General features: G+C 34.1%; 13 protein-coding genes. 3 read left to right on the top strand and 10 right to left on the bottom strand.

Annotated elements, in window-relative coordinates; genetic code table 11:
* Positions 1–32: 32 nt before the first annotated feature.
* The 3 genes from TX86_RS00675 to TX86_RS00665 form a co-directional block, all read right to left on the bottom strand.
* Positions 33–455: a DUF1801 domain-containing protein gene (locus tag TX86_RS00675; protein ID WP_042345331.1), complete on the bottom strand. Its 423-nt coding sequence runs from the start codon at positions 453–455 to the stop codon at positions 33–35.
* 112 nt (positions 456–567) lie between these two features.
* Positions 568–1,377, bottom strand: coding sequence for a DUF368 domain-containing protein (locus TX86_RS00670; RefSeq protein ID WP_042345329.1), 810 nt, complete (start codon positions 1,375–1,377; stop codon positions 568–570).
* Between the two features lie 154 nt (positions 1,378–1,531).
* The gene (locus tag TX86_RS00665; RefSeq protein ID WP_042345327.1) at positions 1,532–3,013 is read right to left on the bottom strand and encodes a DHA2 family efflux MFS transporter permease subunit; all 1,482 of its coding nucleotides are present in this window, start codon (positions 3,011–3,013) and stop codon (positions 1,532–1,534) included.
* A gap of 275 nt (positions 3,014–3,288) precedes the next feature.
* Here TX86_RS00665 and TX86_RS00660 point away from each other — a divergent pair, with 275 nt between their 5' ends.
* Positions 3,289–3,903 carry a TetR/AcrR family transcriptional regulator C-terminal domain-containing protein gene (locus TX86_RS00660; RefSeq protein WP_042345324.1) on the top strand — a complete coding sequence of 205 codons (615 nt, stop codon included), beginning with the start codon at positions 3,289–3,291 and terminating at the stop codon, positions 3,901–3,903.
* Positions 3,904–4,009: 106 nt separating this feature from the next.
* Here TX86_RS00660 and TX86_RS00655 read toward each other — a convergent pair whose 3' ends face one another.
* Entirely contained in the window at positions 4,010–4,579 is a 570-nt protein-coding gene (locus TX86_RS00655; protein WP_042345322.1) for an RDD family protein, read from the bottom strand.
* A gap of 13 nt (positions 4,580–4,592) precedes the next feature.
* Positions 4,593–5,609 (bottom strand): signal peptide peptidase SppA, encoded by a 1,017-nt coding sequence (sppA, locus tag TX86_RS00650; RefSeq protein WP_042345320.1) that lies wholly within the window; start codon positions 5,607–5,609, stop codon positions 4,593–4,595.
* Between the two features lie 120 nt (positions 5,610–5,729).
* Between sppA and TX86_RS00645 the strand changes: the two genes are divergently transcribed.
* Together TX86_RS00645 and TX86_RS00640 are read left to right on the top strand one after the other, a co-directional pair.
* Positions 5,730–6,530, top strand: a complete 801-nt coding sequence (locus TX86_RS00645) for an NAD kinase (RefSeq protein WP_042345318.1) — start codon at positions 5,730–5,732, stop codon at positions 6,528–6,530.
* 226 nt (positions 6,531–6,756) lie between these two features.
* Positions 6,757–8,274 (top strand): Na+/H+ antiporter NhaC family protein, encoded by a 1,518-nt coding sequence (locus TX86_RS00640; protein ID WP_042345316.1) that lies wholly within the window; start codon positions 6,757–6,759, stop codon positions 8,272–8,274.
* Positions 8,275–8,348: 74 nt separating this feature from the next.
* On the opposite strand, the gene rarD is transcribed toward TX86_RS00640, so the two are convergent.
* From rarD to TX86_RS00615, 5 genes are all read right to left on the bottom strand, one after another.
* Positions 8,349–9,272, bottom strand: coding sequence for an EamA family transporter RarD (gene rarD, locus TX86_RS00635; protein ID WP_042345314.1), 924 nt, complete (start codon positions 9,270–9,272; stop codon positions 8,349–8,351).
* 202 nt (positions 9,273–9,474) lie between these two features.
* On the bottom strand, positions 9,475–11,049 hold the full coding sequence (gene mbcS, locus TX86_RS00630) for an acyl-CoA synthetase MbcS (RefSeq protein ID WP_042345312.1): 1,575 nt from the start codon (positions 11,047–11,049) through the stop codon (positions 9,475–9,477).
* 240 nt (positions 11,050–11,289) lie between these two features.
* Positions 11,290–11,490, bottom strand: a complete 201-nt coding sequence (locus TX86_RS00625; RefSeq protein ID WP_042345310.1) for an alpha/beta-type small acid-soluble spore protein — start codon at positions 11,488–11,490, stop codon at positions 11,290–11,292.
* Between the two features lie 93 nt (positions 11,491–11,583).
* Complete coding sequence (gene thiI / locus TX86_RS00620; RefSeq protein ID WP_042345308.1) at positions 11,584–12,798, bottom strand: tRNA uracil 4-sulfurtransferase ThiI; 1,215 nt, start codon at positions 12,796–12,798, stop codon at positions 11,584–11,586.
* Positions 12,799–12,803: 5 nt separating this feature from the next.
* Positions 12,804–13,946, bottom strand: a complete 1,143-nt coding sequence (locus TX86_RS00615; RefSeq protein WP_042345306.1) for a cysteine desulfurase family protein — start codon at positions 13,944–13,946, stop codon at positions 12,804–12,806.
* Between the last annotated feature and the right edge of the window lie 237 nt (positions 13,947–14,183).

The raw sequence follows: 14,183 nt of genomic DNA, 5'->3' as shown, positions 1-14,183 counted from the left end.
CGTACTTCTCTCGTTTTCTTATACAATATTTTTTAATGCTCTTTATACGTTTCTTCTAAAAAAAGAATAGATTGCTGAATTAACTCTTTTAAAACGTCAACATCAATATCTGCTACTTTATTTATGTATACACATGCTTTTCCTGTAGTATGTTTTCCAAAGTTCTTTAATAATTCTTCCCTTTTTGTATCACCTGGAGCAAAGTACAAACTAATTTTCGCTTTTCTTGGGGAAAAACCTACAAGTGGTGCATCGCCTTCGTGACCTGTTTTATACTTATAATGATACTTACCAAATCCAATAATACTAGGCCCCCACATTTTTGCCATATAACCCGTCACTTCAGTAAAAATATCTAATAATCTATATGCATCCTCACGTTTTTTGACGCTTTCTACATTCTCAATAAATTCAATTACATTATTATCTGTTTCTTTCGTCTTTAGTTCGTACATGAATACCATCTCTCCTTTTCTATATTTTAGGTTATCATATTATGATTTAATCTATTTCTAAATAAAAAAAGCAAGCAAAAGAGACATCTCTTCGCTTGCTTATTTATTTAGACTACTTCTTTGGTGAACTAAATAGTGATGTAACAAATAGCCCAGCTACAAAAGTAATAATACAAATAATGATTGTTCCCGTACCTGTTGGTATCCCTGGGAAAACCACAAAAAGTGAACCAAGAATTAAACCAAGAATTACAGCATACGTCATGTACGGGAAATTCTCTAGTACATAACTAATTGCTTTACTACTTACAATAAAGCCAATTATTACACCCGCTCCAATTACAGCAATAATAGGTATATTGAAATCTGATAGTGCAGCAATTGCAGTTGAATAGGCACCTAGTATTAACAAAATAAAAGAACCACTAATGCCTGGTAATAACATTGCCATACTACCAAGCCATCCAGCAAAAAACAATCCAATTGTCGAACTAACCGTTAAGGTCGTAATTGGCTCAGATTCTTGTGGCTTTATAAATGCTAGAGATGCTAGTAAAACTCCGACAATCAGTAAAACAATAAAATGCTTCCCAGAAAAATGCGTTTTCACTTTCGCTTGCTTTGCAATAAAAGGTAACACACCAATAATTAATCCCATGAAAAAGAATTGAGTTGGTTCATAATGATGTTCTAATAAGTAATCAATTACACGACTAAATAATAGTAATGTGATTCCCATTCCTATTGCTAAAGGCATTAAGAATCCGATATGTTTCTTCCATTCACGGCTAAAAAACCCGCTAATTGATCGTAGTAATTTATCATATATGCCTAAAATAAAGGCAATTGTACCACCGCTAACACCAGGAATTAAATCGCTAATTCCCATTAAGATGCCACGATATATATTTCTCCATTCCACTATAACCTTCCTACCTCCTACTTCTACATCGCATTTTATTATGCATGCTCACAATTATAGTTTATTATCCTACAAAAGCAATAAAAAAACACACTCTAAATGATATCATTTAAAGTGTGTTTTCAACGAAGTTTTCTTTATTTCAATATAGTTATTATTTTTCTTCCATAGGTTTAGAACGTTTAATGAAAAATGCCAAAATAATCGCTACTACCATAATACCTACAGAAACTAAGAAAGAGTCATTAATACCCTCAATAGTTGCTTGTGTGATAATATGCTGTTTCATTTCAGCAGCTGCACTAGCTGTTGGCTGAGCAGTTAGATGACTCATTGCTGTTTCAGCTAAATCTTTTGCGTGCGTTTCTGTTCTATTTGACATAATTGTAACAAGTAATGCGCCACCAATCGCTCCTGATACTTGCTGTAATGTACTATTCATTGCCGTACCATGAGGCGTATATTTTAATGGTAACTGGTTAAGACCATTTGTCATAATCGGCATCATAACCATAGACATACCAAACATACGGAAAGTATACATTGTTATTAATGTTGCATAAGTAGTAGTTTCCGACAATTGACTAAAGAAATAACTTGTAATAATCGTAATTAAAATACCAATCAAAGCAAGTATTCTTGCCCCAAACTTATCAAATAGCTTACCAGTAATCGGAGACATAATCCCCATAACTAGGGCACCAGGTAACATTAATAAACCCGAATGCAAAGGTGAAATCCCTCTTATATTTTGCAAATAAATCGGCATTAAAATCATTGCTGAGAACATAGCCATATTCAATGTAATAGAAATACCGGATGAAAGTGCGAACATTGGATATTTATATACTCTGAAATCCAACATAGGTTTTTCTAATTGGAACTGGCGTAAAATAAATAATATTAAGGCAATTACACCTACAATGATTGTGCCATATACTTCAGGTGCACCCCATCCTTTATTACCAGCTGTACTAAATCCATAAAGAATACCACCAAAACCAATGCTTGATAGAATAATAGAAAGAACATCCAATTTAATCACAATTTTTTCTTTCTTATCATGCAATTTAACTAAAGCCAAAATAAAGACAAGTATAGCAATCGGTGAAATAATATGGAATAGCATTGGCCAATCATAATGCTCGATAACCCAACCTGATAGAGTTGGACCAATTGCTGGTGCAAAAATCATTACTAAACCAAACATCCCCATTGCTGATCCACGTTTGTCAACCGGAAATGATGTTAACATTACATTCATCAATAATGGCATCATAATTGCAGCGCCTGAAGCTTGAATCATTCTAGCCAATAATAAAATCCAAAATGCAGGTGCAAAACCACCTAAAAGTGTTCCAATTGCAAACAATCCTGTTGCAGTTAAAAATAATTGTCTAGCTGAAAATCTTTGAATAAGAAAGGCTGTCGATGGTATCATAATACCATTTACTAGCATATATCCATTCGTAAGCCACTGTACAGTTGATGGAGTTACATCAAATTCTTTCATAATAGACGGTAACGCAATGTTTAATAACGTATTACTTAATAACGCTACAAAGGCACCAATCATTAAAATAATTAAAACCCCATATTGAGGTTTAGGTTGTTGACCCGCTAACTTTGCTTCCATGAAAATCGCCTCCTGATGTGTATTACCATTAATAAACCGATATGTACCACGGTATATTCTTCTTAAACCTTTTAAAAAAGTCTAGTAAATGACAAAATAGTAATTGAACTAACCGTACGATAAATGAACACGGTGTTTACTATTAATCGAGAAGTCTATTATAATATAAGTAGAAATAATTGCAATAAACAAAAATCATTCAAATGTCATATACTCAACAGTACAAAGAATATTGTTGAATAACTTTTCAAAAAAAGAAAAAAGGTTGTGATTCTATGAAAAAACTTGCTAATGACCGAAGAGTTATCCGTACCAAGAAATTGCTCAGAAATTCACTAACTGAACTGATGAACGAGAAAAGCTTTGACGAAATAAAAGTTAGTGATATCACTGAAAAAGCTGATATTAATAGAGGTACGTTTTATCTACACTACCACGATAAGTATGATTTACTCGAACAAAACGAAAATGAAATTATCGAAGAAATCAAACAAATCAGAAGTAAAAAAGGGCCACGGAAAGAGGGTATTACCTCTAAAAGAGTGCTAGATCAACCATTTCCCTTTATGACTAAATTATTCGAATATATACAAGATAACGCTGATTTCATGAAGGTTATATTAGGACCTAAAGCTGGTACATCATTTCAAATAAAACTAAAAGAAGTAATGAGAGCTAATATGGCAAGTAATATATTGACTCATTTAAAAGAAGAGCATTTGCTCGTTCCTATCGAATATTTATCCGCCTATGCCGTATCCGCACAACTAGGCGTTATACAACACTGGTTAGACTCGGGTATGAAAGAAACACCTGAAGAAGTCTCGCTCATTATTTCTAGATTAGTATTTAATGATCCATATATATTAATTAAACATGAAGCCCATTAAATATTAATGAAAGAAGGCTGTTCCAAAAGAAATCTATCATCTCTTTTGGAATGCCTTTTTTTCATTAACTTTCTTTATCAACAGTACACGAAATATATCAATCCACTCATCTTTTATTCTCTAGCACTACTGTTGTATCCGCAAATAAGTCATGCAGACCTTGCTTCTTAGGGAGAATACCGACAAGCGCATACGTAATCCAAACTGTTTTACTAATGAAACGGCCAATAAACTCTCGGAATACAATTGTGCTCCACGTCAATGAATCTTGCTTTAAGCTTACCACCTTTAAACCAAACACCATTTTCCCTAGCGTCTGTTTAAAGAATTTCGTCATAAGAACAAAGTATAAGAAAAACACAACCGCATAACCAATATTATATGGAGAGAAGATTGCTATACCACTATAAGGCGAAACATCTAATGCAGCAAATAACGGTTTAACAATCATTCTGTTTATACTACTAATAACAATTAAATCAACTATATACGCCCAAAATCGCATCCAGAAGCCAGCGAAATGAAATTGTACGGCATCATTAGATATATTCGATACTACTTCCTTTGATTGGATTTCCTCTACATTCCGGTCCATTTGTTGTTCAGGGATCTGTTCATTTTGTACATCTACATTATCATTTGTAACTTCAGATTGTTGGTCTTTTTGATCTGTCATCTTTTCTCCCTCCCTACTCTGCATACAAATACATTAATCTAGGAGAATTAGGTTGCGAAACAACTTTCATAATACTTGAAAGGTCTAATTTCTCACCAAGTAGTTTTTGTGTAGTCATGGAGAATAATGATCCAAATCCTATATTATCTGTGTAACGCACAACTGATGCATCTTCATTTTTGATTGCTTTCTTCATTGCATCTGTAACATCTTCTAAATAACCAAACTCATCCACTAATCCTATTTCTTTCGCTTGACGACCATTATAGATTCTACCATCAGCAATTTTTCTTACTTGTGCTTCAGTCATCCCTCTACCTTCAGCAATAATTCGAACAAACTCACTATATGAACTATCAATCATATTTTGCAGAATTTTTCTTTCTTCAGCTGTCATTTCACGATTTCCAGACATAATGTCCTTATACGGGCCACTCTTAATCGTAACGGTTTCGATTCCAACTTTTTCAGCCAATTTCTCATAATTATAACCTTGCATAATAACGCCTAGTGAACCTGTTAAAGTTTCAGGATTTGCATATATTTTATCTGCCGGTGCCGAAATATAATAACCGCCAGATGCCGCTGTAGCTCCCATAGATACGTAAACTGGTTTCTTCGTTTCATTTTTCAATTCTTGAATCTTATCGTAAATCTCTGCACTTTCAACAACACCACCACCTGGTGAATTCACTCGAATAACTACACCTGCAACGCTATCGTCCTCTTTCACCATTTCTAACTTATTCATAAATGATCGGTGATTATACCCAACCGTTCCAAACAATGATGAGGCATCAGAAGAATCTGAAATAACACCATCAACATCTAAAACAGCAATTTTGTTTAATGGATTACCTTCTTCAATTACCTCCTCAGCAAATTCTCCACCAGCCATTGAGAAAAATTCATCAAGAGAATTAAAGTCATCATCGCTACTAAAAATAGCCCACGATGCTAAACTTGTAAAAATTGAAAAAACAAATAATCCAGCTGCAATACCCAAGGCAGCCCATCTCTTTCCATTCATATATGTATTTCCTCCTTTTTCTTGCTTCGTATTATATACGTGCAAAAGTTCAAAAAGCTTCAATAAAATGTTAAGATATAGATAAAATTAACTGTAATACATACTTCAAGGAGTGAAACTATGACAAATCGTCGAAATATTTTCTTTTATCACAATAATAGCCCTAAATTATTTGAAGTTATGAACTCTCTCTATGAATTAGCAAGAAAGTACGACTTCAATATTGTTGAAGACAGTAAAGACGCTTCTATTATTACAAGCGTTGGTGATGACGGAACCTTTCTTCAAGCTGTCCGAAAGACAGGATTCAGAGATGATTGCTTATACGCTGGTATTTCAACTACTGACAAACTAAATATGTATTGTGATTTTTCTATCCTTGATCCTGATAAAATTATAGAAGCCATTACCAATAAACAAATCGAAGTTCGCAAATATCCAACTATTGAAGCTTCACTAGACAATCATTCACCGTTTCTTTGTTTAAATGAACTAAGCATCCGCTCTTCTATTATTAAAGCATTTGTATTAGAAGTATTCATTGATGATTTCCATTTCGAAACCTTTCACGGAGATGGAATGATTATTTCAACACCTACAGGAAGTACAGCGTACAATAAATCCATACATGGTGCAATTGTTGATCCAAAGCTTCCTTGTTATCAAATAAGTGAACTCGCTTCCATAAATAATAACACATACAGAACATTAGGCTCACCATTTATACTAAGCGGCGAGCACAAGCTTACACTTCGTATTGGTGATACACGTAATGGTTATCCAATCGTTGGTATGGATAATGAAGCTCTTAGTATTGCTAATGTTGACAAGGTTCACGTGAAATTAGGAAGTAGAGTTATTAAAACAGTAAAACTTAAAGATAATTCTTTCTGGCAAAAAGTCCAAAGAACTTTTTTATAATGTAACTATACCCAAAATTATATACATAACACCTTACATTTATTTCAACCATCACTTGCTCTTACTTTTATACGCTCAAAATTGGAAGCGTCTAGAAATAAGAGCCTTTTCTTTTTAATCCTCCACACTGCAAAATAAATTTTTAAAAATGTCATTTGTTCATACATTCACAACTAATATACAGTGATATAATAATCTCTTGTTTACTATTGTTGGAGGAGATTTTATGGAATATTCTTTTTTAAGTATCATTCCCCCTATCATCATTATTGCTTTGGTGATTTTCACCAGAAAAATAGTGCTATCTTTAGGGATTGGTATTGGTATTGCTGCTATTATTATCGAACAAGGCAATATTTTCCAGGCGATAAAAACTATTCTACAAGCCATTTTTAATTTATTTTATAGTGATGGCGAATGGAGTTCAGGAAATTTATATGTACTTTCTTTCTTATTACTACTCGGTGCCTTAACAGGATTAATTTCAGCTCTTGGAGGAAACCGCGCTTTTGGTAATTGGATTGGTCGTCGTATACGCACAAAACGAGGCGCACAGCTTATGACCACAACTTGCGGAGTATCGTTATTTCCAGACGATGTTTTTAGTATGTTTGTGACAAGCCAAATTACAGGGCCAGTTATTGACTATGCAAAAGTACCTCGTACAAAATTAGCTTATCTTATACATTCAACCTCCGATCCGACATGCGTCATTTGTCCACTTTCCAGTTGGGGCGCATATATAATAGGTATTCTAACAAGTATTTTTGCAGCTTTACAAATTACAGACAATCCACTTATTGCATTTTTAATTATTGCAACTACTAATTTCTATGCATTGTCTACACTAATTTTTGTGTTCTCATCAGCTGCTTTTGATATTAATATTGGTAAAATGAAAAAACAGGTTGCCATTAATCAGCAACAAATCATACCTACTAGTACAATGAAAGGTACAGTTTGGGATTTAATTATTCCGATTGGAACATTAATCATCGGTGCTATCACAACAATGATTATTACTGGTTATATACATAGTGATACACCAACAATTATGGCTATTTTCTCAAACAGCCAAGTGAGTTTATCACTCGTTATAGGAGCAGGTTTAGCCACTTTCATCAGCTTCTTATTATATACACGCCAAGTAATAGCAAAAAAACAACACTTTAAACAGGTTGGCTCTATCTTAAAAAGAGGAATGAAGACAACAATACCAGCTGTTGAAATTTTGCTTTACGCTTGGGTTTTATCTAACTTTATCGATCAATTAGAAACAGGTGCTTATTTAGCAAGCTTAATTGAAAATATTACGCTACCACCTTCATTTTTACCGTTAATATTCTTTTTACTAACCGGAGCTATGGCATTTGCAACAGGAACATCATGGGGCACTTTCGCCATCATGCTACCTATCGCCGCTCAAATAGCTGAAGCTACTGACCCTTCATTAATGTTTTTCTTAATGAGTGCCGTGCTTTCAGGCTCTTTATTTGGAGACCATACTTCGCCAGTTTCAGATACTACAACGGTTGCTTCTGCAGCAGCAGGATGCTCCCAAATTGATCATGTTGTAACGCAACTTCCATACGCATTAATTTGTGCAAGCATTACAGCTATTTCATTCTTACTATTAGGAATTTCAGGTATGAGATGGATTCCATACGTATTCATAATCTTAACCATTGGTTTACTTATTTATTATTTCAAAAGAAAAACGGACTGTTCGAAAAGTGATTTTTAATCACTTTTCGAACGCCCGTTTTACAATTCAGCTTAATATTTCTCTAAAATAAAAATACTTTTCCTCAACACAAACTAGGCTCCATACCTCTCCTGATCAAAATTCTTCTTAATCCGTGTGCTCTTACGCAACTGAGACATCGAGTATAACACGAGAGCACTCCATATAAATAAAAACGCCACTAAATGTACCTTCGTAAACTCTTCGTGATACATAAATACACCAACTAATAAAGAAATAGTCGGAGCAATGTATTGTAAAAAGCCAAGCATAGAAAGTGGCATTTTCTTAGCACCCATTGCAAATAGCAAAAGTGGTAATGCTGTTGCAACCCCTCCACCAATCATTAATACAAATTCTTGACCTGACAAGCTAATGGATTCATGATGAAAAAACAAGTACACAAAATAACCGATCGCTATAGGAGTCACCATCATCGTTTCTAAAGTTAAGCCAATCGTAGCATCAGCATTGATTAATACTTTCGCTAAGCCATACAGACCAAACGTAATAGCTAACATTAATGAAATCCATGGAAAACTACCTAAATAAAACGTTAAGATAGCTACCCCGATTCCTGCCAAACAGACAGAAATAACCTGAATGTTACTTAATTTTTCTTTTAATACGGTAACACCTAATAACACACTTATTAAAGGATTAATATAATAGCCTAAACTTGTATCCAAAATTCTTCCGGCATTAACCGCCCAGATAAATATCCCCCAGTTCGCACTCACCAACAATGATGCAATGAACAATGCGAATAACTTCTTTTTATTTTTCGCAATTTCTTTCACATAATTAATAAATGATGCCCATTTTCGTGAAATCAACAATAATATAATCATAAAAACAAATGACCACAGTACGCGATGCCCCAATATTTGCGTAGAACTCACATGTTGCAAGAGTTTCCAATATATCGGAATAAATCCCCACATCACATAGGACAACGCACCGTAAAAAATACCTTCATACTGAACTTTCGTATTCATTTTACAACCGCCTATTTACAGAATATTCTCTTATCATATCATGAAATATAAAAAAACATGACCATTCCTTTCTAATAGATGAATTCATATCTCTATTCCACTACCTAAATCAAACAAAAAAAGCCAAATATCAGTTAGCGATAACATGAAATTTCTTTCGTATTACTAACTAATATTCAGCCTATATGCTAAAATAACTATTTTATTGTTTAATCGTTTGTTGTCTTAGCTCAATACGACGAATTTTCCCTGAAGTTGTTTTCGGTAATTCTTCAATAAATTCAATTGCTCTTGGATATTTATAAGGAGCCGTTAAATCCTTAACATGTTGTTGCAGATTCGGAATCAATTGTGGATCATTACTATCAATTCCATCCTTCAATACAACAAATGCTTTTACAATATGACCACGCACTTCATCAGGCCAAGCAACTACCGCACATTCTTTAACAGAAGCATGTTTAACTAGCGCATCTTCTACTTCAAATGGTCCAATTGTATAACCCGAACTAATGATAATATCATCACTACGCCCTTCAAACCAGAAGTAACCATCTTCATCCTTTTTCGCACGGTCACCAGTAATATAATAATTACCACGGAATTGTTTAGCCGTACGTTCTGGATCATTCAAATATTCTTTAAATAACGCAGGACTATCAACATGAACAGCGATGTCTCCGACAATACCTTCTTCACAAGGAATACCTTCATCATCAACTATTTCAACGATATTTCCTGGCGTTGGTTTCCCCATTGAGCCAGGTTTTAATTCCATACCTTTCGTAACACCTAGCAATAATGTATTTTCTGTTTGTCCATAGCCATCCCGAACGTCGATATTAAACTCTCTTCGGAAAGTATCAATTACTTCCTTATTTAGCGGTTCACCTGCTGATACAGCACTATGAAGCTCCTTTAATTTATAGTCCGATAAATTATCTACCTTCGCCATAATACGATATTCAGTCGGCGTACAGCATAATACATTTACCTTATATTCATCTAACAATGATAAATATTTATTCGGTTCAAATTTACCGTTGTAAACAAACCCTGTTACTCCCGTACCTAATACAGATAAGAATGGGCTCCAAATCCACTTTTGCCATCCTGGAGCTGCTGTTGCCCATACAATATCATTATCAGCAATACCTAACCAATGTTCTGGTGCTGTTTTCAAATGCGCATATGCCCAACCATGTGTATGTACAACACCTTTTGGATTGCCAGTAGTACCTGATGTATATGCAAGAAATGCCATGTCATCTCTTGTTGTATCAGCTGTTTCCAGCTCATCACTAGCTTGTCCCATTTTATCTTCTAAATTATACCACCCTTCTACACTTCCACCTACGCTAAATTTCGCAAGTTGACTCGCTTCAGGTACAGCATTAATTTCACTAACAAAATCTTTATAACAAACAATTGCTTTAACATTTCCATGATTAATTCGATATTGTAAATCTTTTGCTTTTAGCATTTCCGAACTTGGAATGACAACGATACCCGCTTTAAGAGCACCTAAATAGACTTGATAGGCTTCTATTAGTCTTGGAATGATTACTAAGACTGTATCACCTTTTTGTAATCCTTCTCCCAAGAAAACGTTTCCAACTTTGTTTGAACCTTTAATTAAATCACTATATGTGATTTGTTTTTTCTCCCCTTGTTCATTTTCCCAAAGTATAGCTATTTTTCCTTCTTCGCCTTGGTTCTTTTCTACCTCATTCATTAAATTGTACTTTAATGGCGCAATCATATCTTCTCTATTCATCTAAATTCCTCCCCCAAGAAATTACAATACTTTTTAATTATACTAAATTTTTTCAATATTGAGTATATTTTCATTAATTTTATTATTCTTGATTAAGTGTATTTTTTTAGAAGTTTATTCATTATTTCGCTTGTCTATCCAAATACATACACTTAACTCTTTGTATAAACATAAAGAAAAAAAGAAGAGGCTGCCGAAAAGGGATACTTTCCGGACAGCCTCTGTAGCCATATTATTCAATTATTTTTGGTAGCCACCTAATTGTTGTTCAGCCATTTGAACAAGACGCTTAGTAATCTCACCACCAACAGATCCGTTAGCACGAGCAGTTGCATCTGGTCCAAGTTGTACGCCAAACTCAGTAGCGATTTCATACTTCATTGAATCAAGAGCGTTTTGAACTCCTGGTACTAGAAGTTGGTTTGAACTATTGTTTGCCATGTGTTTTTCACCTCCTTGTGAGTATAGATTGTGTAAAAACACATGGCTATATACAAAAGTTCATTTGGTAATTGTTCACATTAAATTTTAATTTTAAAATAAATCTTCTTCGACATGTTGATTCACTTTTCGCTTACGACGAATAAGTACTTCCTCTGTTTGTTCAACAGCTCGTTCAATCAATTCCTCGAAATCAATATGACTTTCATATTGATTCACTTTGTCACGGCGAGGCATTGTTTTAGGATTAACTGGTGTAAATACCGTACAGCAATCTTCAAATGGACGATTTGAAATTTCTAATGTACCAATTTCCTGAGCCATACTAATAATTTCATTTTTGTCCATTGTGATTAAAGGACGAATAATAGGTGTATTTGTCACTTCATTAATTGCATACATGCTGTGTAATGTTTGGCTAGCAACCTGCCCTAAGCTTTCACCTGTAATAATTGCTAATGCTTCTCTCTTCTTCGTAATGCGATCAGCTACTTGTAGCATTAATCTTCTAGTTGTAGTCATAGAATAGTTTTCTGGAATTTGTTGTTGAATGACCTTTTGAATTTCCGTAAACGGAACAATATGAACAAGCATATGTCCTGCAGTCTCCGCTAACACCTCAGCCAAATCAATAACTTTTTGCTTTGAACGTTCACTTGTAAAAGGTGGGCTATAGAAATGAATACATTCTATTTCTAGGCCTCTTTTCATTGCCTGGAAGCCTGCTACAGGACTATCAATACCTCCTGAAAGCATCAATGTTGCTTTCCCATTTGAGTGTAGCGGCATACCACCTGCTCCTTGAATAACTTCGCCTGTTAAATAAACCGCTTCTTTTCTAATTTCCACGATTAAATTCAAATCTGGATTTTTCACATTTACTTTTAATCCATTTTCTTGATTATGCCAAAGAACATGTCCACCAACCGCATGGTTTATTTCATTTGTATCCATTGGGAAGTTTTTATCTGCTCGCTTTGTCGTTACTTTAAATGTTGCAATTTCTCTTGAAAGGCCCTTTACATACTGTAAAGCTGCATCTTTAATAGCATCGATATCCTTCTCAACAATCATAACAGGGCTAAACGATTGAATACCGAATACTTTAACTAATTTTTCAGAAACCGGCTTATAATCAACATCATTTAGAATGATATACATGCGATCTCTTGTAGATTGTACTTCTAATCCTTTGAACTCTCTTGTAGCGTATTTTACACTTCTTTTTAACTTTGTGATAAAGCCTTTTCTGTTCTTACCTTTTGTAGACAATTCTCCAAAACGTATCATAATTTGATCGTATTTCATTTTATTTACCTCATAACTTCTTCTAGTTTTTCAAGGACGTTTTTTAAAGAAATAATAAATTCCTTCGCCTCATTTATATCATTCTCATATGACAAACTAATACGAATACTACTTGAAGCCAGTGATTCATCTTGTGTCATAGCGAGTATTACTTCACTAACTGCTTTTCGCTTAGAGGAACACGCACTCGTAGTCGATACATAAATATCTTTGTCCTCTAAGGCATGTACTAATACCTCTGATTTAATCTTTGGAACAGAAAAATTTAAAATATGTGGAGCACAATGATGAGTTGGTGTATTTACAACAACACCTTTCATTTTCTCAAGCTCACTTCGTAAATACTCCTGAGTTTGCTTCATCTGTTGTTTTTCAGTATGTGTTGTTTCATACGTTAATCTCAGCGCTTTTGCTAATGAAACAGCACCAGCTACATTTTCTGTCCCACTACGAAGTCGTCTTTCTTGACTACCTCCTGAGAAGAGAGGAGAAAGATTTATGCCTTCGCGAACGAACAAGACACCAGTACCTTTTAATCCATGAAACTTATGTCCTGAAATCGTACATAAATCAATATTACTTGCTTTCAGTTGTAATGGAACTTTTCCAACACCTTGTACATAATCCACATGGAAGAATACTTTAGGAAATTCTCGAAGCATGTTACCAATATCTTCTATTGGCTGAATCGTTCCTATTTCATTATTCACATGCATAATTGAAACAAGAATTGTATCTTTTCGAATGGCATCAATAACATCTTTGGCACGAACCCTTCCAGATTCATTAACTGGCACATACGTTACTTCAAATCCAAGTGTCACTAATTGTTCACACGCTTCTATAACAGAAGGATGTTCAATTGAGGATACAACTAAATGCTTACCACGCGACCTAAAGCTCATAGCTATTCCTTTTATTGCCATATTATTCCCTTCTGTACCGCCCGATGTAAAATAAATTTCTTGCTCTTTTACATCTAAAATTTGCGCTACCTGTTTTCGAGCTTGACTTAATAATTGCTCTGCAGTAGCTCCTATTCCATGTAAGGACGAAGGATTACCGAAATATTTCGTAGAGACTATAGTAAAAGAATCAATAGCTTCTTTTCTAGGTAATGTTGTTGCACTGTTATCAAAATAAATCATGTTTACACCGTCCAATATATGCTATATGCAAATCTAAATTTTATCATATTTACCACAAAAAATTAACATACTTTTATTTACCATTTTAAAACATAAAAATACTTTTGCAAAATAATATATTTTTATGTACAATTTATGAAAGTGAAAGGTTGAACAAAGGAAAAGCTATCACTATTAGTGTTTTAATATAACGAATTTTTTGATTATTCACTTATTCAACAAAAATTCGCTATTGTG

This window comes from Bacillus massiliigorillae, from assembly GCF_000380245.2.
Taxonomy (GTDB): Bacteria; Bacillota; Bacilli; order Bacillales; family DSM-1321; genus Bacillus_AD; species Bacillus_AD massiliigorillae.
The sequence above is the reverse complement of the archived record's forward strand: the minus strand, read 5'-3'. Positions and strand labels throughout refer to the sequence as shown.

Coding starts and splice junctions, on each gene's coding strand:
- TX86_RS00675 (WP_042345331.1), bottom strand. CDS start 455: ATGTACGAACTAAAGACGAAAGAAACAGATAATAATGTAATTGAATTT.
- TX86_RS00665 (WP_042345327.1), bottom strand. CDS start 3,013: ATGGAAGCAAAGTTAGCGGGTCAACAACCTAAACCTCAATATGGGGTT.
- TX86_RS00660 (WP_042345324.1), top strand. CDS start 3,289: ATGAAAAAACTTGCTAATGACCGAAGAGTTATCCGTACCAAGAAATTG.
- TX86_RS00655 (WP_042345322.1), bottom strand. CDS start 4,579: ATGACAGATCAAAAAGACCAACAATCTGAAGTTACAAATGATAATGTA.
- sppA (WP_042345320.1), bottom strand. CDS start 5,609: ATGAATGGAAAGAGATGGGCTGCCTTGGGTATTGCAGCTGGATTATTT.
- TX86_RS00645 (WP_042345318.1), top strand. CDS start 5,730: ATGACAAATCGTCGAAATATTTTCTTTTATCACAATAATAGCCCTAAA.
- TX86_RS00640 (WP_042345316.1), top strand. CDS start 6,757: ATGGAATATTCTTTTTTAAGTATCATTCCCCCTATCATCATTATTGCT.
- rarD (WP_042345314.1), bottom strand. CDS start 9,272: ATGAATACGAAAGTTCAGTATGAAGGTATTTTTTACGGTGCGTTGTCC.
- mbcS (WP_042345312.1), bottom strand. CDS start 11,049: ATGAATAGAGAAGATATGATTGCGCCATTAAAGTACAATTTAATGAAT.
- TX86_RS00625 (WP_042345310.1), bottom strand. CDS start 11,490: ATGGCAAACAATAGTTCAAACCAACTTCTAGTACCAGGAGTTCAAAAC.
- thiI (WP_042345308.1), bottom strand. CDS start 12,798: ATGAAATACGATCAAATTATGATACGTTTTGGAGAATTGTCTACAAAA.
- TX86_RS00615 (WP_042345306.1), bottom strand. CDS start 13,946: ATGATTTATTTTGATAACAGTGCAACAACATTACCTAGAAAAGAAGCT.